This window comes from Actinomadura barringtoniae (genome assembly GCF_017573505.1).
Lineage (GTDB): Bacteria > Actinomycetota > Actinomycetes > Streptosporangiales > Streptosporangiaceae > Spirillospora > Spirillospora barringtoniae.
In genome coordinates, this window is record NZ_JAGEOJ010000004.1 from 455,818 (window position 1) to 475,923 (window position 20,106).

The 20,106-nt window shown below is 70.2% G+C and carries 20 protein-coding genes; 13 read left to right on the top strand and 7 right to left on the bottom strand.

The window, feature by feature from the left end; all coding sequences use genetic code 11:
* Window positions 1–89: 89 nt before the first annotated feature.
* Window positions 90–563, top strand: coding sequence for a nuclear transport factor 2 family protein (locus J4573_RS12035; protein WP_208255451.1), 474 nt, complete (start codon window positions 90–92; stop codon window positions 561–563).
* A gap of 9 nt (window positions 564–572) precedes the next feature.
* Here J4573_RS12035 and J4573_RS12040 read toward each other — a convergent pair whose 3' ends face one another.
* A complete protein-coding gene (locus tag J4573_RS12040) occupies window positions 573–1,202 on the bottom strand; it encodes a winged helix-turn-helix transcriptional regulator (RefSeq protein ID WP_243772825.1) in 630 nt (209 codons plus the stop codon).
* Between the two features lie 72 nt (window positions 1,203–1,274).
* On the opposite strand from J4573_RS12040, the gene J4573_RS12045 reads away from it, so the two are divergent.
* The 6 genes from J4573_RS12045 to J4573_RS12070 all read left to right on the top strand — a co-directional run bounded on the left by J4573_RS12045 (window position 1,275) and on the right by J4573_RS12070 (window position 6,966).
* Window positions 1,275–2,222, top strand: a complete 948-nt coding sequence (locus tag J4573_RS12045) for an alpha/beta fold hydrolase (protein ID WP_208255452.1) — start codon at window positions 1,275–1,277, stop codon at window positions 2,220–2,222.
* 10 nt (window positions 2,223–2,232) lie between these two features.
* Entirely contained in the window at window positions 2,233–2,844 is a 612-nt protein-coding gene (locus J4573_RS12050; protein WP_208255453.1) for a TetR/AcrR family transcriptional regulator, read from the top strand.
* 46 nt (window positions 2,845–2,890) lie between these two features.
* Window positions 2,891–3,301, top strand: coding sequence for a hypothetical protein (locus J4573_RS12055; protein ID WP_208255454.1), 411 nt, complete (start codon window positions 2,891–2,893; stop codon window positions 3,299–3,301).
* A 122-nt stretch (window positions 3,302–3,423) separates the two neighbouring features.
* The gene (locus J4573_RS12060) at window positions 3,424–4,518 is read left to right on the top strand and encodes a hypothetical protein (RefSeq protein WP_208255455.1); all 1,095 of its coding nucleotides are present in this window, start codon (window positions 3,424–3,426) and stop codon (window positions 4,516–4,518) included.
* A 146-nt stretch (window positions 4,519–4,664) separates the two neighbouring features.
* Window positions 4,665–5,618 (top strand): cyclase family protein, encoded by a 954-nt coding sequence (locus J4573_RS12065; protein ID WP_243772826.1) that lies wholly within the window; start codon window positions 4,665–4,667, stop codon window positions 5,616–5,618.
* A gap of 109 nt (window positions 5,619–5,727) precedes the next feature.
* Complete coding sequence (locus tag J4573_RS12070; protein ID WP_208255456.1) at window positions 5,728–6,966, top strand: sensor histidine kinase; 1,239 nt, start codon at window positions 5,728–5,730, stop codon at window positions 6,964–6,966.
* A 77-nt stretch (window positions 6,967–7,043) separates the two neighbouring features.
* Here J4573_RS12070 and J4573_RS56655 read toward each other — a convergent pair whose 3' ends face one another.
* A complete protein-coding gene (locus J4573_RS56655) occupies window positions 7,044–7,487 on the bottom strand; it encodes a trypsin-like serine protease (protein ID WP_372442833.1) in 444 nt (147 codons plus the stop codon).
* 14 nt (window positions 7,488–7,501) lie between these two features.
* Here J4573_RS56655 and J4573_RS12080 point away from each other — a divergent pair, with 14 nt between their 5' ends.
* Window positions 7,502–7,924 (top strand): alpha/beta fold hydrolase, encoded by a 423-nt coding sequence (locus J4573_RS12080; protein WP_208255458.1) that lies wholly within the window; start codon window positions 7,502–7,504, stop codon window positions 7,922–7,924.
* 60 nt (window positions 7,925–7,984) lie between these two features.
* On the opposite strand, the gene J4573_RS12085 is transcribed toward J4573_RS12080, so the two are convergent.
* Window positions 7,985–10,333, bottom strand: a complete 2,349-nt coding sequence (locus tag J4573_RS12085) for a phosphoketolase family protein (protein WP_307796598.1) — start codon at window positions 10,331–10,333, stop codon at window positions 7,985–7,987.
* Between the two features lie 231 nt (window positions 10,334–10,564).
* On the opposite strand from J4573_RS12085, the gene J4573_RS12090 reads away from it, so the two are divergent.
* Window positions 10,565–10,942: a DUF6069 family protein gene (locus J4573_RS12090; RefSeq protein WP_208255460.1), complete on the top strand. Its 378-nt coding sequence runs from the start codon at window positions 10,565–10,567 to the stop codon at window positions 10,940–10,942.
* 224 nt (window positions 10,943–11,166) lie between these two features.
* On the top strand, window positions 11,167–13,389 hold the full coding sequence (locus J4573_RS12095; RefSeq protein ID WP_208255461.1) for a PQQ-dependent sugar dehydrogenase: 2,223 nt from the start codon (window positions 11,167–11,169) through the stop codon (window positions 13,387–13,389).
* A 33-nt stretch (window positions 13,390–13,422) separates the two neighbouring features.
* Here J4573_RS12095 and J4573_RS12100 read toward each other — a convergent pair whose 3' ends face one another.
* Together J4573_RS12100 and J4573_RS12105 are read right to left on the bottom strand one after the other, a co-directional pair.
* On the bottom strand, window positions 13,423–14,541 hold the full coding sequence (locus tag J4573_RS12100) for a S1 family peptidase (protein WP_208255462.1): 1,119 nt from the start codon (window positions 14,539–14,541) through the stop codon (window positions 13,423–13,425).
* Window positions 14,542–14,634: 93 nt separating this feature from the next.
* Window positions 14,635–15,534 (bottom strand): hydroxymethylglutaryl-CoA lyase, encoded by a 900-nt coding sequence (locus tag J4573_RS12105; protein WP_243772827.1) that lies wholly within the window; start codon window positions 15,532–15,534, stop codon window positions 14,635–14,637.
* 82 nt (window positions 15,535–15,616) lie between these two features.
* Here J4573_RS12105 and J4573_RS12110 point away from each other — a divergent pair, with 82 nt between their 5' ends.
* From J4573_RS12110 to J4573_RS12120, 3 genes are read left to right on the top strand one after another with little or no spacing between them, the layout of a single operon-like run.
* Window positions 15,617–16,267 carry a GntR family transcriptional regulator gene (locus J4573_RS12110; protein ID WP_208255463.1) on the top strand — a complete coding sequence of 217 codons (651 nt, stop codon included), beginning with the start codon at window positions 15,617–15,619 and terminating at the stop codon, window positions 16,265–16,267.
* A gap of 10 nt (window positions 16,268–16,277) precedes the next feature.
* A complete protein-coding gene (locus J4573_RS12115) occupies window positions 16,278–17,471 on the top strand; it encodes a CaiB/BaiF CoA transferase family protein (protein WP_208255464.1) in 1,194 nt (397 codons plus the stop codon).
* Window positions 17,472–17,487: 16 nt separating this feature from the next.
* Window positions 17,488–18,141: an isochorismatase family protein gene (locus tag J4573_RS12120; protein WP_208255465.1), complete on the top strand. Its 654-nt coding sequence runs from the start codon at window positions 17,488–17,490 to the stop codon at window positions 18,139–18,141.
* Here the strand turns inward: J4573_RS12120 and J4573_RS12125 are convergent.
* Together J4573_RS12125 and J4573_RS12130 are read right to left on the bottom strand one after the other, a co-directional pair.
* Window positions 18,083–18,946 carry an HpcH/HpaI aldolase/citrate lyase family protein gene (locus J4573_RS12125; RefSeq protein ID WP_208255466.1) on the bottom strand — a complete coding sequence of 288 codons (864 nt, stop codon included), beginning with the start codon at window positions 18,944–18,946 and terminating at the stop codon, window positions 18,083–18,085. The two genes, J4573_RS12120 and J4573_RS12125, sit on opposite strands and share 59 nt — an antisense overlap.
* Window positions 18,943–20,106: an acyl-CoA dehydrogenase family protein gene (locus J4573_RS12130; RefSeq protein WP_208255467.1), complete on the bottom strand. Its 1,164-nt coding sequence runs from the start codon at window positions 20,104–20,106 to the stop codon at window positions 18,943–18,945. Before J4573_RS12130 ends, J4573_RS12125 begins: the two co-directional genes overlap by 4 nt.

Sequence of the window (20,106 nt, forward strand, 5' to 3'; positions counted from 1 at the left end):
CCTCTTTCGGTCCGGCGGCCGTTCTTGTGCGGAACAGGAACACGTTCTACTTTTACGGGTCGGGGGAATCACCCCAGAGGGAGACCGCCATGGACCTGATCGCGCTCGAAGAGATCCGCAGCCTCAAGGCCCGCTACCTCCGCTCCATCGACCTGAAGCTCTGGGACGAGTTCGCCGGCACCCTCGCCGAGGACATCGTCGCCAACTACGGCTCGCCGTCGGGCGGACGCACCCTGAACTTCACCACCCGCGACCAGGTCGTCGACTACATGAGGAACGCCCTCGGCGACGGCATGACGACCGTCCATGTCGTACACAACCCGGAACTGACCGTCGACGGCGACACCGCGAGCGGGACCTGGTGCCTGGAGGACACCGTCATCGTCGACGAGTACAAGCTGCTCATCCGAGGCGCCTGCTACTACACCGACACCTACCGGCGCCGGGACGGCGAGTGGCAGATCGCCTCGACCCAGTACCAGCGCATCTACGAGTACATGGTGCCGTTCGACGCGATGCCCGGCTTCAAGCTGACCGCCAACATGTGGCCCAAGCAGCCCTGAGCAGCCTCGTCATGCGGAGAAGACGGTGCGGACAACGGACTCGTCGCCGTCGATCTCGACCAGCCCGAGGGTAAGGGCGTCGTCGAGACCGAGGGCGCCGGCGGCGAGGCCGAGGACGCAGGCGGGGTCGGCACGGACGGTGGCGTCGAGGTCGCGGCCGTCATGCGGGCCGACCTCGAAGCCTGAACGCGTCGCGCGGAGCTGGAAGGGCGCATCACCGACCTCGAGACCGACCGTCACCGAGGCGCGGACCTTGACCCGGGCGCCCAGCAGCGCGGGAACGGCGAGGCTGAGCCACTCGAGACGGAAGGCGTCGCCCTCGGGGCCACGGATCATCAACGGCGTTGACCAGCGCATCAGGCTCTCGATCGGCTGGCGCAGCTCGGCGCCCCACGGCGTGAGGGCGTACTCGACGACGCTGCCCGTGGCGGCCGTCCGCCGCTCGACCACGCCCGCGGCCTCCAGGTCGCGAAGCCGGTCGGCGAGCAGGTTGGTCGCGATCCCTGGCAGGCCGTCGATCAGATCCCGGTAGCGCGCGGGGGCGATGAGGAGCTGGCGGACGATGAGCAGGTTCCACCGGTCGCCGACGACCTCAAGGGACCGGGCGAGCCCGCAGTACTGGCCGTAGCCGCGCATCATTCCCCCTACTTGAGTTTCTCAAGTGTGCGTGACAGTCTCAAGTGTACCGTGAGGCCGAGCGAGGGGACCACCATGGCCGATGCCATCGAGAACGTCCGGCCCGCCTGGGTCGACGACGACCTGTTCCCCTTCGAGAGCCGCTTCGTCGACATCGACGGGCACACGGTGCATTACGTCGACGAGGGATCGGGCCCCACCCTCCTGCTCCTGCACGGCAACCCGACCTGGTCGTTCCTGTGGCGTGACGTGATCCGCGCACTCCGCGACGACTTCCGGTGCGTCGCCCTCGACTACCCCGGCTTCGGGCTGTCCACTCCGAAGCCCGGCTACCGTTACCTGCCCGAAGACCACGCGGACGTGGTCACCGGATTCGTCGACGCCCTCGACCTCCAGGGCGTCACCCTGGTCGGCCAGGACTGGGGCGGCCCGATCGGCCTGGCCGCCGCCGCGCGCCGCGCGGACGTCTTCGATCGGCTCGTACTCGCCAACACCTGGGCCTGGCCGGTCAACGGCGACCTCTACTTCGAGGCCTTCGCCCGCCTCGGAGGCGGGCCCGCGACCCGTTTCCTGGCGCGGCGGCTCAACCTCCTCGTCAAGGCGTTCATCCCCATGGGCCACCATCGGCGGAAGCCGACCGCAGCCGAGGCGACCCACTACCGCCGAGCGCAAGACACCCCCGAACGACGCCAGGCCTCCGCCGTACTCCCCAGCCGGATCATCGCCAGCCGCGCCTTCTTCACCAAGGTCGAGGCCGGCCTGGCCGACCTCGCCCACCTGCCGACGCTGATCGTGTGGGCCAACGCCCAGGTCGGGTTCCGTCCCCAGGAGCGCGAACGCCTGGAAGCCGCCTTCCCCAACCACGAGACCGTCATCTTCGAAGACGCCGGCCTCTACGTTGAATCCGACGCGCCCGAGGACTTCATCGCCGCGATCCGCAACTGGGCACCACTGCAGCTAGACGAGGCGAGCCATCCAGGCGAAGAGCTGTCTCCGCCGTTCCGGCCGCTCGGCTGTGATTAGCTCTGCAGGCGTGAGTGACTCTGAGGTGCCGGTGCGGCAAGAAGATCTGAGTACCTACGCGCGCATCCGGAACGCCGCGTTGCAGGGATTCGCCGCCAAGGGCGTCGCGGCCACGTCCATTCGTGATGTAGCGGCCGCCGCCGGAGTGTCGCCGGGGCTGGTGCAGCACCACTTCGGCACCAAGTCGGGCCTGCGCGAGGCGGTCGACGAATACGTGATCGCCGTCGCCGTGGAGACGTTCCGGGACCTGGTCCGCGACGGCGCCGTCGCCTGGGACGCGATGGGCGACACGGTGACGTCCTGGGTCGGCGACAACGCGACCGCCGTTCGCTACCTGGCACGCGGGCTCGCCGAGGGAGACGAGGGGGCCGCGAAGATCTTCGACGCCCTGATCGAGATCGCGGGCACCCGCTGGCTGGACCCGCTCGACCGCGACGGACGGCTGCGCACCGACACCGACCGGGACTGGGCCGCGATCCACGTGGTGCTGTTCAACCTGGCCTGCGTGTTCTTCGAGCCGGCGATCAGCCGCCACCTGCCCGGACCGTTCTTCTCCCCCGACCAGCTGCAGCGGTGGAACACCGCGACCACCGAGCTGTACCGCCGCGGCCTGTCCACCTAGTCCAATACACTTGTATCGGAATTAATGCGGTCGTATCGTTTCGCTCGTGACACGGTTCATTCGGTTCTGGAAGGACGGGCAACTCGCGGCCGCCGACGGCCCGGTGCACGTCAGCATGAACGACTACCTGATCCTCGGGCTCCGTGACGTCCCGCGCGTGGCGATGGCGGGCCTCCGCCTCCGCCGCGCCTGGCCCGAGACCGAGGGAACGCTCGGCCTGTGGATGGCCACCACCCCCGACGGCCGCCGCCAGATCTCCGTCTCCCTCTGGCGGGACCCGGCCGACCTACGCCGGTTCGTCCAGTCCGCCGCCCACCGCCGAGTGGTCCGCGACTTCCGCGACGCCGGAAAGCTCATCACCACCCCCTGGACGGCGGAACGCCTCGACCGCCGCCTCATCTGGCACCAAGCCGAAGACCGCCTGCTAGGACGCCTGGCAGGCGCCCGCCACCACTGAAGTCCCCCACGTGCGCCTTCGCCACCGTGTAACCCGCCGGCGTATCTCCGTTCGAGGGGGCCAGGACGCCTCCACAGGGGCGCCGGCCCCCGGGCCGGCACGAACACGAGGGGCTTGTTCACATGTCACGCAACGCCTTCATGTCCCGCTTCTCTGCGACGGCCGTCGCCGGTACGGCAATGCTGGCCATCGTCGGTGGCGGGACGGCGCACGCGGCCACGACGCACTACACGCTGACGGTCGGCCCGGCCGGGGCGCAGCGCTACCTAGGGATCAATGACAACGGAGACATCATCGGCGCCGGCTTCGAGCCCGGAGCCGAGGTGTCGGGGGAAGGCTTCGTCATCAAGGCGGGCACCAACACGCCACAGTTCCTGTCCACCACGGACGACCCCGGCAACACCCAACAGTTCACCGCGCCGCACGCGATCGACAACACCGGCGAGGTGGTCGGATTCCGCCAGCCTCCAGGCACCACCGAACCGGAGCTCAATCGCCCGATGAAGTGGACGACCCCGGGCAACGGAGTGGACCTGGGCGTGGACCAGAGCCCGACCTCCGATGTGGAGGCCACCGGGATCAACGACAACGGCCTGATCGCGGGCAAGACCCTGACCACCGACGACCGGACCACCGCCTGGACGCTCAACGGGAGCACGTTCACCAGGCTCCCCAACCTTCCCGGCACGGGAAACAACGCCCGGACGGACGCGGTCAACAAGAACGGCCTGGTCGTGGGCTCGGCCACCACCGCGACCACCTTCCCCGCCGTTGAATGGGTCAACGGCCAGATCAAGGTTCTGGGCACCCTGCCCGGCGGCACGTTCGCCGAGGCCAAGGCGGTCAACTCCGCCGGCGTGGCCGTCGGAGTGTCCACCACCACCGGGGGCATGGAGACCGGCACCGACCACGCCGTCATGTTCGCCGGCGGCACCGTGACCGACCTCCACTTCCCCGGCGCCGACCAGACCGGCGGCTCAGCGAACGGCATCAACGACGACGGCACGATCGTCGGCTCGGTCAACGGCTTCGACGCGTTCGTCTACCAGAACGGAGTCGCCACCGACCTGAACACACTCATCCCCGCGAACTCCGGCTTCCGCATCGTGGGCGCCACCGGGATCAACAACAAGGGCCAGATCGTCGGCATGGCGACCAAGGACGGCGTGTCCCACCGCACCACCTTCGGCGTCCTACTCACTCCCACCGGCCAGTAAGACCGACACCCAAAACGCGGCGGCAAGCTGCCGCCGCGGTCCCAGCATGCGTTCTGCGGGGCCGCAGGCTTTGGCGTGTCAAAGGAGAGGGCCGATAGCCTGCCTGCGGTGTCTCGAACCGCGTGACCGGAGGAGTCGATGCTGGGATGACGGCAGGGCGACAGATGCCCACGCAGGACGACGTGCTCGGGTACTTCGACACGCTGTCGAACTGGGGGCGGTGGGGCGAGGACGACGAGCTCGGCACGCTGAATCACATCACCGACGACATCCGGCTGGCGGCGGCGCGGGCCGTGCGGCATGGCAGGAGCGTGTCGTGCGCGTGGGAGATCGCCGTACCGGAGGAGATGGAGCGGTCGACGACGGCGTGCCCGTGCGCCGTCGACATGCCAGGTGCCGAGAACATGCCGGCCGCGTTCCACAGGGACCGGCGCTGGGGCTTTTCGAACGAGCGGCTCGGCATCCTGTTCCACGGCAACACCATCACCCACCTCGACTCGCCGTGCCACATCTTCTGGGACGGCACGATGTACAACGGGCGGCCGCACTCGCTGGTCGACGAGGCAACGGGATCGGCGTGGGCGGCCGTCACGGCGGCGGCGAACGGGATCAACACGCGTGGCGTCCTGCTGGACATCGCGAAGGTCCGCGACGTGCCGTGGCTGGAACCGGGACAGGGCGTGCACCCCGAAGACCTCGAGGAGGCCGAACGCCGCCAGGGCGTGCGGGTGCGACCCGGCGATGCGGTGCTCCTGCGTACCGGCTACGGCCGTGCCCGGCATGAGGCCGGTCCGAGCGGCGGTGTCACGCAGGCCGGCTGGCACGCGTCCTGCCTGCCGTGGCTGCGCGAACGCCAGGTCGCGCTCATCGCCGCCGACACCCCACAGGACGTTCAGCCGTCCGGCTACGAGGACATATTGATGCCGGTTCACAGCGTGGGCCTGGTCGCGATGGGCCTATGGCTGCTCGACAACTGCGACCTGGAGCTCTGCGCGACCACGGCCGCCGAGCTCGGCCAGTGGGACTTCCACCTCACCGTCGCGCCGGTCCGCTTCGCCGGTACGTCCGGCAGCCCGGTCAACCCGATCGCCACGTTCTGACCGCGGGAGCCACCTGCTCGTCGTTGGAGACGCTCGCCGCGGGCTCCCGCCTCGCTCGCCGTCGCGGCTTCTTTGACATGCTCAGGGCGTCGAGCAAGGGAGCGGGCCGGTGTTGGTGTGGGAGCGTGTGTCGGCGGGCGTGCTGGGGTACGGCCGGCGGCCGGAGGGGATCGCCGCAGACTCGCTGCTGGCCGTGGTGCTGCTGGCGGGGGCGATCGGTGCGGCGGCGCTGTGGCCGGACGGGCGTGCGCTGGATGCGGCGGGCGTGCTGCTCCTCGGTTGCTGCTATCTGGTCCTCCCGGCGCGGCGACGGTGGCCGATGGCGGTGCTGTGCGTGATCTTGGTGGCCGCGGTGCCGTATCACCTGCTGCAGTACGGTCACGAGTCGACGATCCCGGCCGGGGTGGTGGCGCTGTTCACGGTCGCCTCGACCGGCCCGCTGTGGCGTGCGGTGCTGGTGGCCGGAACGCTCGCGGGAGTGATCGTGTTCGTCATGACCGTGCTCATCTCCGCCGATCATGGCCCGCGGGAGGCCCTGGGAACGCTGGGCTGGATCGTGGCCGTGGTGGTGGCCGGGCAGGCGCTGCGCGCACACCGGGGCTACGTCGCTGCGCTTCTCGACCAGGCCGAACGTGAGGCACAGTCCCGCGAGGACCGGGCTCTGCGGCGGGCTGCCGAGGAACGCCTGCTCATCGCCCGGGACCTGCACGACCTCCTCGCGCACACCATCACGTTGATCGGCGTCCAGGCAGGAGCCGCCGCCCACAAGCTCGCCGACCATGATCGTCCGGTCGAACGAGACGAGCTGTCCGGGTCGTTCACCACCATCGCCAACGCATGCCGCGAATGCCGAGCCGAACTGCGGGCGACTCTCACGGTGCTGCGCGGCGGCACCACGGCCGGCGTTCCGGACGGTCCCGGCGAGGCCGTCGCCGACGTGGCCGGGATCGCGGACCTCGCCGACGCCGTACGGGCGGCGGGGATCGAGGTGAAGCTGACCAGCGACGGCAGTGAGGGCGCCCTGTCGCCGGCGGCGGGCCTGACCGCCTACCGCATTGCCCAGGAGGCGCTCACCAACGTGGTCAAGCACGCGGACGCCCGCCGAGTCGAGATCGACATGCGGCAAGAGCCGGGCGGAGTCCGCCTCACGATCAGCGATGACGGCCGCGGCGGCGAGCCGTCCGGCGGCGGATACGGCATCCACGGCATGACCGAGCGCGCCCAGCTGGTGGCGGGAACGGTGACGGCCAGGCCGGGACCGGAAGGCGGTTTCACCGTCGCCGCTCTACTCCCCCTGGATCGCCTGGCGCCACAGCCCAGATCGGCAGATCTGGAAAATGTCGATTAACGGCCTGAGTGCCCTGCGGCTTCATCGCCTGGACGGGCTCAGAGAACGGACCGATCGGTCTGCGCGACCTCATCTCATCAGCTCATCGCAGAGTCACCGTCGCGCAGCGGCTGGAAACCGATGCCCACCGTTTGCGGCCCCTGCTTGTTGAGGTCGGCGAGAATGCCCGCGATATTCGTGAACTGGAACGGCCCGTTGGCATGACTGGGGTTGATGGCGCTGTTCACCCCCGCGAAGCCGCCCTTGAGAACGACGCCGCCACCCGAGTCGCCGGGGAAGATGCCGGCCCATGAGTACATGACATTGTCCGTGAACTCGGTGACGACGCCGCAGGTGCGTTGGGTCACCTGGCCGTACTTGCACATGATGTCGTGGCCTACGACGGGCGGGGCGGTGTTGAGGTGGTCGAACTTGGTGCCGTCAGGGGCGGTGTTGCCTGCTTTAACGACCTCGGGGTTGAGCTTGATGATCGAGTAGTCGCGGGAGGAGTTGACGGGGTAGTCCTGGGTGTTGCCTGGAATCGCTAAAGGGCCCGGTGTCGCTCGCCGGACCCGACTCCGCGCTGTCGGCGGACCCGGCCACCGTGTTCGACTTCGTTCCGGCCACCTTCCCGCCCACCCCGACGACCGAGCTGTACCTGAAGAAGGAGACCGTCTTCAGTTCGTTCGCGATCGGCCTCAGCCCACGCGACAAGGCGCTCGTGGCCGCCACCCAGCGCGCCGCCGCGTTCGGAGGGCTGAACGACAAGTCCGGCGTCCCCGCCTGGAAGACCATCCCGTCCTGGTACCTCATCGGGGCCAAGGACAAGATCATCCCGCCGAAGGCCGAGCGGGCGATGGCCGAACGCGCCGGGTCCACCATCACCGAGTACGGCGGCGGGCACCTCGGCCTGATGTCCGAGCCCAAGACCGTCACCCAGGAGATCGAACGGGCCGCAAGGGCAAGCGCCCACCGGTAGCGCGACCACTGCCTGATCCCGCACACCGTCCGACCGGCGGTGGCGTGTCCAGGGCTTTTATTAGTGGGGCCAGGTCCAGTCGCTGATGTCGGGGGCGTCCTCGCCGTGCTGGCGAGTGTAGGCGCGCAACTCTAGGCGTTTGTCGGCCATGCGTTGGCGGATGTGGGCGACACGGGCTCCTAGGGAGGGGACGCGGTCGATGACGTCCATGACCAGGTGGAAGCGGTCGAGGTCGTTCATCATCACCATGTCGAACGGGGTGGTGGTCGTGCCTTCCTCTATGTAGCCGCGCACGTGGAGGTTGTGGTGCCCGGTGCGGCGGTAGGTGAGGCGGTGGATGAGGTAGGGGTAGCCGTGGAAGGCGAAGATGACGGGCTTGTCGGGGGTGAAGAGTGCGTCGAACTCCGGGTCGGTGAGGCCGTGTGGGTGTTCGTCGCTGGGTTGCAGGCGCATGAGGTCGACGACGTTGACCACGCGTACGCGCAGTTCGGGGAACAGGCGGCGGAGCAGGTCGGTGGCCGCGAGCGTCTCGAGGGTCGGGATGTCGCCGGCGCAGGCCATGACGACGTCCGGGTCGCCGCCACCGTCGGTGCTGGCCCATTCCCAGATGCCGATGCCGCGCGTGCAGTGCGTGATGGCCTGGTCCATCGCCAGCCAGTTGAGCGCGGGCTGTTTCCCGGCGACGACGACGTTGACGTAGTCGCGTGAACGCAGGCAATGGTCGCCGACCGACAGCAGGGTGTTGGCGTCCGGCGGCAGGTAGACGCGGACGATCTCGGCCTTCTTGTTGAGGACGACGTCCAGGAAGCCGGGGTCCTGGTGGGTGAAGCCGTTGTGGTCCTGGCGCCACACGTGCGAGGACAGCAGGTAGTTGAACGAGGCGAGCGGCGCCCGCCAGGGCAGGTGCCGGGTCACCTTCAGCCACTTGGCGTGCTGGTTGAACATGGAGTCGACGATGTGCACGAACGCCTCGTAGCTGTTGAACAGCCCATGCCTGCCGGTGAGCAGGTAGCCCTCCAGCCAGCCCTGGCACTGGTGCTCTGACAGCACTTCCAGCACCCGGCCGCGCGGCCCGAGGTGCTCGTCGGTCTCGTACCGTTCCCCCACGAAGACGCGGTCGGTGACCTCCAGGACGTCGCCGAGCCGGTTGGACGCCGTCTCGTCCGGGCCCATGATCCGGAAGTTGTCCGGGTTGGCGGTGATCACGTCGCGGAGGAACGCGCCGAGCCGCCGCGTCGGCTCGGTCGCGGTCGTGCCGGGCTTGTCGACGGGCACGCCGTACGCGGTGAAGTCGGGCAGCTTCAGCGGCCGCAGCAGTACGCCGCCGTTGGCGTGCGGGTTGGCGCTCATCCGGCGTTCACCCGACGGCGCCAGAGCGAGGAGACGCCCGGCCGGGCGGCCGTCGGCGTCGAACAGCTCCTCGGGCCGGTAGGACCGCAGCCACTCCTCCAGCTGCGCGAGGTGGGCCGGGTTCTCCCGTACGGCCGCCAGCGGCACCTGGTGCGCGCGCCACGTTCCCTCGACCGGCAGCCCCTCGACCTCCTTGGGGCCGGTCCAGCCCTTCGGCGACCGCAGGATGATCATCGGCCAGCGGGGGCGGCCGTGGCCTCGCCCGTCGCGGGCCATGGACTGGATCTCGGCGATCTCGTCCAGGGCCTGGTCGAGGGCCGCCGCCATCTCCCGGTGCATCCGTTCCGGGTCGTCGCCGCTGACCAGCTGCGGCCGGTAGCCGTAGCCTTCGAAGAGCCTGATCAGCTCGTCCTCGGGGATCCGCGCCAGCACGGCCGGGTTGGCGATCTTGTAGCCGTTCAGATGCAGGATCGGCAGCACGGCCCCGTCCCCCACCGGGTCCAGGAACTTGTTGCCGTGCCAGCCGGTCGCCAGCGGCCCGGTCTCGGCCTCGCCGTCCCCGACGATGCACGCCACGACCAGGTCCGGGTTGTCGAACGCCGCGCCGTACGCGTGCGCCAGCGAATAGCCCAGCTCGCCGCCCTCGTGGATCGAGCCCGGCGTCTCGGGAGCGACATGGCTCGGGATGCCGCCCGGAGAGGAGAACTGGCGGAACAGCCGGGCCAGTCCGGCCTCGTCCTGCGACACCTCCGGATAGACCTCGCTGTAGGTTCCCTCAAGCCAGGCGTTCGCCACCGCCGCCGGACCGCCGTGGCCCGGGCCCATGATGTAGATCATGTTCAGGTCGCGCGCCTTGATGGTCCGGTTCAGGTGCGCGTAACAGAAGTTGAGCCCGGGTGAGGTCCCCCAGTGCCCGAGAAGCCGCGGTTTGATGTGCTGGGCCTGCAATGGCTCCCGCAACAGCGGGTTGGTCCGGAGATAGATCTGTCCGACCGACAGGTAGTTGGCCGCTCTCCAATAGGCGTCGATCAGTTCAAGGTCGCCGTCAAACCTGGACACGATGCCTCCCTGACGTTGGCTGGCGATCTTCAGTCCATCAACGACGGGCGACCGGGCGCAGGGCCGAAGGTCCGGGATCTTCGGGACCCTCCGCCCTTCGGGCTCGTCCATCCCGAGCGCACAGTGAACTGTGAACTGTGGGCCCCCGCTCTGGCGACAGCGACCAAAGTAGGGGGTCGCCCCGTCCGGCGGCCGATGTGGGATCGAGGCGTACCTCCGAAGCTGTGTCGCATGAACACTCGAACCCGAAGCCGGGCTCTCACCGTCGCCGCCGCCGTCCTCGCAGGCACGCTCGCCTGGACCGTGGCGGGACCTGTAGCCGGGCTGCACCTGCAGGTACGCAATAGCCAGCACGTAGGCCTGGCTCAGGTCGTGATCGCCAGCCTCCTCGCAGGCCTGGCGGCCTGGATCCTCCTGCTGGCATTCGAACGCTTCACCAGCAGCGCCCGCCCGGCCTGGACCGTCGCCGCCGTGATCGTTCTCGTCCTGTCCCTGACAGGTCCGCTGGGCGCCACCAGCGCCACCGCCGGCATCACGCTCGCCTGCCTGCACCTCCTGGTCGGCACCGTGATCATCCTCGGGCTCCGGCGCCGTCCGGCCGGGAGCTGAGGAACGACACGGGATCGAGTGGGCGCGGTGCCGGGCGGCCAGGACTGGACGCGGGGTGTCCGGTCAAGGCCCGCTCTGTTGCCGCAGGACGATGCGGCGTTGACGATCCCCTCAAGGTCTCTGGGAGCTCCGACAGGTGGGGGATCGTGATGGTGGCCAGCCTTCCGCGGTTCAGGCGAATGCTCGGGGTCGGATTGGCGTCGGCGCTGGTGACGGTGGGTGTCGTGGGGGGTGCACGGCAGGCCGCCGCCGCCGAGCCGACGTTCACCGCCAAGGTCGACTTCGGCGATCAGGCGACGGCGCCCGCCTCCGGTTACGTCACCGACTACGGGCAGGCGTACGGGGCGCGCACCGGGCCGAACCAGGGCACCGGCCTCACCTACGGCTGGTTGACGGCCGGGACCACGGCGCCGGTCAGTCTGGTGGGCAACGGCCGCAACCGGAACCCCGGCGCGGGCGAACCCGACCAGCGGCTCGCCACCCTCATGCACATGCAACTGCCCGCGGGCTCGGCGGGCGTGCACGTCACCGGTACCTGGGAGATCGCCGTCCCGAACGGGACCTACACCGTCACCGTCGGGGTCGGCGACGCCACCTCCGTCGACAGCGTGCACTCGGTCCAGGTGGAGGACCAGAACGCCGTCGCGGCGTTCACCCCGACGTCGGCCACCAGGTACGCGACCGGCACGGTCACCCCGACCGTGAGCGACGGCCGGCTGACGGTCAGCGCGGCGGGCGGCTCGAACACCAAGCTCACCTACCTGACGATCGCGCCGCTCACCGGCGCCGACACCCGGCCGCAGATCCGGGCGGTCACCCCGGCCAACACCGCGACGGGCGTGTCCCCGACGACCAGCGTCGTGGCCGATCTGCGGCTGATCGCGGGCGGCGTCAACGCCTCGACGCTGGCCGGCGGCAACGCCACGCTCGTCCCCGCCGCGGGCGGGAGCCCGGTAGCGGCGAACGTCATCACCAGCGGAGGCGGCGACGTCATCAACCTGTCGCCGACGTCACCGCTCGCCGCGAACACGCGCTACCGGTTCACCGTGACCAGCGGCGTCAAGGACGTCAACGGCACGGCGTTCGTGCCGTGGAGCTCGATCTTCACCACCGGCAGTACCACGCCGCCGGGAACGATCGCCTTCGACAAGGCCGACAGCGGTGCCACGGGCAGAACGTTCACCTCGGTGGTGAAGGGGCCTGACGGGAAGCTGTACGCCGCCACCCTGGACGGCTACATCGAGCGCTACACCATCGCCTCCGGCGGCACCCTCACCGGACGCCAGACGATCACCACCGTGCGGGACAACGCGACCGCGCAGGGCCTGCCCGGGGCGCCGGACCGCACCATCATCGGGCTGGCGTTCGATCCGGCGTCGACGGCGAGCAACCTGATTCTCTGGATCACCTCCAACACGATGTACCGCGGGGAGAACCCGCCGAGCCAGCCCGACTGGACCAGCAAGATCGCCAAGCTCAGCGGCGCCAACCTCGCGACCTACACCGAGGTCATCACCGGCCTGCCCCGGTCGGTGAAGGACCACGAGACCAACTCACTGGCGTTCGGCCCGGACGGCGCCCTCTACCTCACGCAGGGCGCCAACAACGCCATGGGAGCGGCGGACCCGACCTGGGGCAACCGGCCCGAGCATCTCCTCAACGCGGCCGTCCTGCGGCTCGACCCCGCCAAGCTGCCCGCCTCCCTCCCGCTCGACGTACGGACCGAGACGCCCGGCACCTACAACCCGTTCGCCGCCAACGCACCGCTGACGATCTACGCCACCGGTGTCCGCAATGCCTTCGACCTGGTGTGGCACAGCAACGGCCACCTGTACACGCCGACCAACGGCTCGGCCGCGGGCGGCAACACCCCCGCGACGCCCAGCCCGCTGCCCGCCGCGTGCTCCAACCGCATCGACAAGGCGGCCAACGGCACCTACACCGGCCCCTCGGTCCCGGCCATCACCAACAACGCCCAGGCCGAGACCGACTACGTCTTCGACGTCAAGAAGAACCGCTACTACGGCCACCCGAACCCGTCCCGCTGCGAATGGGCCCTGGCCGGAGCCAACCCGACCAGCGGCGCCGACCCGTTCGAGGTGACGGCCTATCCCGCCGGCACCCGGCCCGACCGCAACCTCGACCTCGCCGGCATCTACGACGCCGGCCTGCACTCCTCGGCCGACGGCGCCATCGAGTACCGCGGCAGCGCGTTCAACGGCGCCCTGAACGGCAAGCTGCTGATCGTGCGCTACAGCAACGGCCAGGACATCGAGACCTTCGACGTCTCCTCCAGCGGAAGCCTGTCGAACCGGACGACCGGCATCACCGGCCTCACCGGGTTCCAGCAGCCCCTCGACGTCACCGAGGACACCGCCACCGGCTACCTCTACCTCACCGAGATGGGAGCCTCGAAGATCACCCTCCTCAAGCCCCGAGCCTCCTGACCCGCCGCACAAAGGCCCAGGCCCCGCCGCCGGCTAGAAGACGTCGACGCCGAGTTCCTGGAGCGGCTCGGTGACCGGCTGGAAGAAGGTGACGCCGCCCGACTGACAGTCGCCGGAGCCGCCGGAGGTCAGCCCGAGCGCGGTGGTGCCGGCGAACAGCGGTCCGCCGCTGTCGCCCGGTTCCGCGCACACGGTGGTCTGGATCATGCCGGTGACCGTCCCCTCGGGGAAGTTCACCGTGGCGTCGACCGCGGTGACCTGGCCGCTGTGGGCTCCAGAGGTGCTGCCGCTGCGGGTGACCCGCTGGCCGACGACGGCATCGCCGGCCTGGGTGATGTCGCGGGTCTGCCCGTTGAACAGGTTGACCTCGCCCTCGCCCGCGGCGCCGTCCTCGGAACGCACCAGGGCGAAGTCGTTCCCCGGGAAGCTGCTGGTCACCGTCGTGCCGAGCGCCTGCGCTCCCTGCTGGTCGGCGGTCCAGTTCTTCACCACGTTGCCGCAGTGCCCGGCGGTCAGGAAGAAGCTCTCCTGGCCGCGCTTCACGTTGAAGCCCAGCGAGCACCGCACGCCCTGCCCGAAGATGGCGTCGGCGCCGCGCGCGAGCGTGCTGAGCCGCCCTGGAACGCGCACCATCCGTACGGCAGGTCCCATCCGCGCCGCCATCCGGTGCACGGCGGCCAGCCGTGTTCCGGTGACCGTCCCGTCGGTCCACATGACGACCCGGCTGGTGGCGGGATCGACGGTCCAGCCGGTGCCCGGTACGGCCATCGTGCGCCGCAGCGTCTTGGTGATCCCCCGCAACGTTTCCGGGCTGCGGACCGACATCCTGGGCGTCACTCCCGCCGCACGGACCATGGCGGCGTCCGCGGCGTTGGTGACCGTGACGACCGGACGGCCCGACGCGTCGAGGTAGGCGCCCGACGTACGCGCGCCGAGCTGACGGACCAGCCTGGCCGCAGCGGCACCGGCACCGCCGTCGGGACCACCGCCACCGGGAGGCTGACTCGCTCGGCCTCGTGCGGTGTCACCCGCCAGCGCGGCGTTCTTCGCCGATCCGCCCGACGCCTCGCCGCCCTGCACCACGTACAGCGACCCGGCCGCAAGGCCGGTGGCCCCGACTGCCAGCGCGCCCGCCGTAACCGCCGTGCGCACACGTCGTCGTCCAAGAACCTTCCGATGCCACATGAGTCCCTCCTGACCCCAGGACTGATCAGAGAGGCATACGGCCCTTGCGGCCCAGAAGGTTCACGGAGAGGGAGCGGGGAAGGTGCCGGCGCGGCCGAGCAGGGCGGGGGTGGGCTTGCCGAGGCGGTCGCCCAGCCAGTCGGCCGTGTCGACGACGGTGCTCATGGAGACGCCGGTGTCGATGCCCATCCGATGCAGAGAGTAGAGCAGGTCCTCGGTCGCGATGTTGCCGGTCGCGGCCGGGGCGAACGGGCAGCCGCCGAATCCTCCCGTGCTGGCGTCCAGAACGGTCACACCCTCCTCCACGGCGGCGATCGCGTTGGCGTAGCCGGTGTTGCGGGTGTTGTGGAAGTGGAAACGCAGGGGCACGGCGGGGGCGGCTTCGCGGACTCGGCGGGTGAGTTCGCGGACCTGGCCGGGCACGCCCACGCCGATGGTGTCGGCCAGTGCGATCTCGACGGCGCCGGCGTCGCGGGCTCGTCGGGCCAGCTCGACGACCTGGGACGGGGCGGTCTCGCCCTCGAAGGGGCACCCGAACGCGGCGGCGATGGTCATGCTCGCCGGAACGCCCGCCTCGATCGCGGCAGCGGCGATGTCGTCCCAGGCGTCCAGCGCCTCGGCGGTGGTGCAGCCCTGATTGCGTACGCAGAAGGTGTCGGTGGCGACCACGACGACGTTCACCTCGTCGACCCGCGCCGCGAGTGCCCGGTCCAGGCCGCGCCGGTTGAGGACCAGCCCGATGTAGGAGACGCCGTCCCGGCGCGGCACGCCCGCCATGACCTCCTCGGCGTCGGCCATCTGCGGAACCCGTTGGGGATGGACGAAGCTGACGGCCTCGACGCGGCGGATCCCCGCGGCGACGCTCCGGCGGATCAGCTCGATCTTGTCCTCGGTGGACAGGATCACGTCCTCGTTCTGCAGGCCGTCACGCGGCCCCACTTCCACCAGGGTTGTATGCAAGACCGACTCCCTGTCTGGTTCTTTGATGCGATTAGCTCTATATTGTATGCAATGTAGTCCGAATCCGGATGAAGGAGAAGAGATGGCCCGCGCCGCGGACGTGGCCTACCGGTCGCTGCGGGAGATGATCCTCTCGGGCGGCGTCGATGCCGGGAGCCGGCTCGGAGAGGTAGAGCTCGCCGAGACCCTCGGGCTGTCTCGCACGCCCGTACGCGAGGCCCTTCAACGGCTGGGGACCGAGGGGCTGGTCGAGGTGCTCCCCCACCGCGGAGCCCGCGTCGTCCGCTGGACCGGGGCGGACCTGGAAGAGATCTTCGAGCTGCGCGCCCAGCTGGAGCCCTACGGGGCCGCGCGGGCGGCGCGCAGGGGCCTGGCGGCCGAACGGCTCGACGAGCTCGCCGGGCTGTGCGACGAGATGGAACGGGCCGTCGCCGCCCGGGACTTCCGGAGCGTCACCGAGCTCAACGACCGGCTGCACACCGCCATCGTCGAGGGATCGGGCAACACGCGCCTGCCCGCGCTGGTCAGCTCGGTCGTGCACGTACCGCTGGTCCTTGGAACGTTCGAACGCTACGACGAGGCGTCACTGACCCGCAGCATGGGCCACCACCGCGAACTGGTCGCGGCGCTGCGGGCGGGCGACGCCGAATGGGCCGAATCGGTGATGCGCTCGCACATCCGTGCGGCGGCCGATCACCTCATCGATCTGATCCGCGCCGCCGAGCGCGACTGAGGAGAACCGCATGCCCGACACCCCCTTGAGCGACCTTCGCGTCATCGAGATCGGACAGCTGCTGGCCGGCCCGTTCTGCGGTCAGCTTCTCGGCGACTTCGGGGCCGAGGTCATCAAGGTCGAGCCGCCCGGCTCGGGCGATCCGATGCGCGACTGGGGCCGCGAGAAGCCGCACGGCAAGTCCCTGTGGTGGCCGATCCTCGCGCGCAACAAGAAGTCGGTCACCCTGAACCTGCGCGAGCCCGAGGGGCAGGCCCTGCTGCGCAGGCTCGCCGCCGAGGCGGACGTCCTGGTCGAGAACTTCCGGCCGGGCACGCTGGAGCGATGGGGCCTGGCCCCGGAGACCCTCTGGGAGGACAACCCCGGGCTGATCGTCACCAGGGTCACCGGCTACGGGCAGACCGGGCCTTACTCGCCGCGCGCCGGGTTCGGATCGATCGGCGAGGCCATGGGCGGGATCCGGTACGTCACCGGGGATCCCGGCAATCCGCCCTCGCGCGCCGGCATCTCGCTCGGCGACGAGCTCGCCGGCACGTTCGCGGCGCTCGGCACGCTGGTGGCACTGCACGCCCGGCGCCGGACCGGCCGCGGCCAGGTCGTCGACTCGGCGCTGTACGAGGCGGTGTTCGCGATGATGGAGTCCCTGGTCCCCGAATGGGAGCTCGCCGGTTACCAGCGTGAACGCACCGGCTCGGTGCTGCCCAACGTCGCCCCGAGCAACGTGTACCCGACCAAGGACGGGCCGATCCTCATCGCCGCCAACCGGGACACCATCTGGCGCCGCCTGGCCGAGATCATGGGCCGCCCCGAGCTGGCCGACGACGAGCGCTTCGCCACGCACGGCGCCCGCGGGGCCAACGCCGACGAGCTGGACGACATGATCGGCCTCTGGACGTCCGGCCACGAGAGCGGCCCGCTGCTGGAGACGCTGCACGAGAACGGGATCCCCGCAGGCCTGACCTACCGCGCCAAGGACATGCTGGACGACCCGCACTACCGTGCCCGCGAGGCGATCATCCGGCTGGCGCATCCGGAGTTCGGGGACTTCCCCATGCAGAACGTGGTTCCCAAGCTGTCGGGCACGCCCGGATCCGTGCGCACGCTGGGGCCCGAGCTCGGCAGGCACAACGACGAGATCTACCGTGAACTGCTCGGGCTCACCGACACCGAGCTCACCCGGTTGTCGTCCGGCGGCATCGTCTGAGCGCGAGGCAGGGGTCATGAACGACAAGGACGTGGACGCCGACTACGCGGCCGCGGGATTCGGTGGGGTGCTGCCGCTCGGCTCGCGCCCGGTCGTCCTGGTCGTCGACGTCGTGCGCGCCTATCTCGAGCCGGAGTCCCCGCTGTACGCGGCGGTGGAGGAGGCGGTGGACGCGGCGGCCCGGCTGGTCGACGGCGCCCGCCGCCACGGCGTGCCCGTGATCTTCACCAGGGTGGAGTTCGGGCCCGGCGGGGTGAACGGCGGCCTGTTCTACCGGAAGGTCCCCGCGCTGCGATGCTTCGACGCGGGCAGCCCGCTCGGCGACTTCTCCTCCGGTCTGCGGCCCACTGCGGCCGAGACCGTGGTGGTCAAGCAGTACGCCAGCGCGTTCTTCGGCACCTCGCTCGCCGCGACCCTCACCGCACTCCGGGTGGACACCGTGTTCATCGCCGGGCTGTCGACGAGCGGGTGCGTCCGGGCGACGGCCGTGGACGCCCTCCAGCACGGCTTCGTCCCCGCGGTCGTCCGCGAGGCGTGCGGTGATCGCGACAGCCGTCCCCACGAGGCGGCCCTGTTCGATCTGCGGGCCAAGTACGCCGAGGTCGTCTCGCTCACCGACGCCCTCGACCATCTCGCCCGCGTCGCGCCAGCAGGCGGCGCGCGGACCTGACCACGGCCTCATCGACGAGCCGGCCGTCCGCGTCCACGCAGACGCCGTCCCCCGCCGTGGCCGCGGCCTCATAGCGCACGATCAGATCATGCGCGCGGGCGACCTCGTCGGCCGAGGGGGTGAAGACCTCGTTCACGACCTGGATCTGGGCCGGGTGAATGCAGGCGCGCCCGCCGAACCCGAGTCGTTTGAGCGCCGCGGTCGAGGCGCGCAGCCCGTCCAGGTCACGGAAGTCGGTGCTGACGGGCGCCATCGGCGCCTCGATCCCGGCGGCGGCCGACGCCAGGACCACCTGCGAACGGGCGAACAGCAGCTCACGTTCATCCGGTCCGGGCTCCACACCCAGGTCGGCGCGCAGGTCGGCCTCGCCGATCTGCAGCCGTACGACGCGCGGGGCACGGGCCAGCCGGGGCGCGTCGAGCACGGCGGAGGCCGACTCCAGCAGGGGAACGATCCCGAAGGTGCCCGGTTCGATCCCGCGTGCCTTCTCCAGCTCCGACAGGAGATCGTTCACGGCGATCAGCTGCGCGTACGTCTCGGCCTTGGCCATGCACACGCCTGCGAGGACGGGCCAGGTGACGGCATGGAGGTCCGCGGCTCCGGCTTCGCCAGGGTTGATGCGCACCCACGATCGCGGGCCTTGCGGAGCGCCCGCCAGCCAGTCGGCGACGGCGCGGCGGGCCTCGGCCTTGCGCGCGGCCGGGACGGCGTCCTCCAGATCGACGATCAGCTCGTCGGCGCCCCACCGGGCGGCACCGGCGAGCTTGCCGGGGGCGTCTCCGGGAACGTACAGCGCCGACCTCATCCGATCCGTCCCTCCCCGCCGGTGAGCGCCTTGGCGATCACGATCCGCATGATGTCGTTGGTGCCCTCGCCGATGCTCATCAGCGGGGCGTCCCGGTAGAGCCGCTCGACGACGAATTCCTTGGAGTATCCGTAGCCGCCGTGCACCTGCATGGACATCAGGGAGCAGTCGATGGCGGCCTCGGATGCGAAGGTCTTGGCCATGCCCGCCTCCAGGTCCACGCGCCGGCCCGCGTCGGCCTGGGAGGCGGCCCAGTAGACCAGCAGCCGGGCCGCCTGCACCTTGATGGCCATGTCGGCGAGCTTGAGCTGCACGGCCTGGAAGTCCTTGATGGGCCGGCCGAACGCCTCGCGCCGGCTCGCATAGGTGAGGGCCTCGTCGTAGGCGGCCTGGGCGATGCCGAGCGAACGGGCCGCGACGTTGACGCGCCCGGTCTCCAGCCCCGACAGCACCTGCTGCATGCCGCGTCCCTCCACGCCGCCGAGCAGGTCGTCCACCGGTACGGCCACCTCGTCCAGGACGACCTCGCAGGATTCGGTGCCCCGGTAACCCAGCTTGGGCAGGTCGCGGAGCACCTGGAAACCGGGCGTCCCCGCGTTCACCAGCAGCACCGACATGCCGCGATGTGCGGGCTCGGCGGCGGGGTCGGTCTTGACCAGGACGGGCAGCGGGTCGGCGTGCCGGGCGTTGGTGATCCAGGTCTTGCGGCCGGTCACCACGTAGTGGTCGCCGTCGCGGCGGGCCGTGGTCGCGATGCCCTGCAGGTCGGTGCCCGCGCCCGGCTCGGTGAGGCCGATGCCGCTGCGGCGGACGCCGGTCGCCAGCTCCGGCAGCAGCCTGCGCTTCTGCTCGTCCGTCCCGTGGCGGGCGATCATCCAGCAGGCGAGCGAATGGCTTCCGAGGATCCCCGCGACCCCCATCCAGGCCTTGGAGATCTCCTCGAACACGATCGCGAACGAGACCATGTCGGCGCCGAGCCCGCCGTATGACTCCGGGACCGTCAGCCCGAACAGGCCGAGTTCCTTCATCCGTTCCACGATCTCGGCGGGATAGCGGCCGGCGGCCTCCCACTCGACGGCGACCGGCCGGATCTCCTTCTCCGCGAACGCCCGGATCGTGTCGCGGAACATCCGCTGCTCGTCGCTCAACTCGAAGTCCAT

Bases quoted from the DNA above. Each gene is read 5' to 3' on its own strand.
- J4573_RS12040 (WP_243772825.1), bottom strand. From the start codon at position 1,202: ATGATGCGCGGCTACGGCCAGTACTGCGGGCTCGCCCGGTCCCTTGAG.
- J4573_RS12060 (WP_208255455.1), top strand. From the start codon at position 3,424: ATGTCACGCAACGCCTTCATGTCCCGCTTCTCTGCGACGGCCGTCGCC.
- J4573_RS12045 (WP_208255452.1), top strand. From the start codon at position 1,275: ATGGCCGATGCCATCGAGAACGTCCGGCCCGCCTGGGTCGACGACGAC.
- J4573_RS12110 (WP_208255463.1), top strand. From the start codon at position 15,617: ATGGCCCGCGCCGCGGACGTGGCCTACCGGTCGCTGCGGGAGATGATC.
- J4573_RS12035 (WP_208255451.1), top strand. From the start codon at position 90: ATGGACCTGATCGCGCTCGAAGAGATCCGCAGCCTCAAGGCCCGCTAC.
- J4573_RS12130 (WP_208255467.1), bottom strand. From the start codon at position 20,106: ATGGACTTCGAGTTGAGCGACGAGCAGCGGATGTTCCGCGACACGATC.
- J4573_RS12125 (WP_208255466.1), bottom strand. From the start codon at position 18,946: ATGAGGTCGGCGCTGTACGTTCCCGGAGACGCCCCCGGCAAGCTCGCC.
- J4573_RS12120 (WP_208255465.1), top strand. From the start codon at position 17,488: ATGAACGACAAGGACGTGGACGCCGACTACGCGGCCGCGGGATTCGGT.
- J4573_RS12090 (WP_208255460.1), top strand. From the start codon at position 10,565: ATGAACACTCGAACCCGAAGCCGGGCTCTCACCGTCGCCGCCGCCGTC.
- J4573_RS12115 (WP_208255464.1), top strand. From the start codon at position 16,278: ATGCCCGACACCCCCTTGAGCGACCTTCGCGTCATCGAGATCGGACAG.
- J4573_RS12065 (WP_243772826.1), top strand. From the start codon at position 4,665: ATGACGGCAGGGCGACAGATGCCCACGCAGGACGACGTGCTCGGGTAC.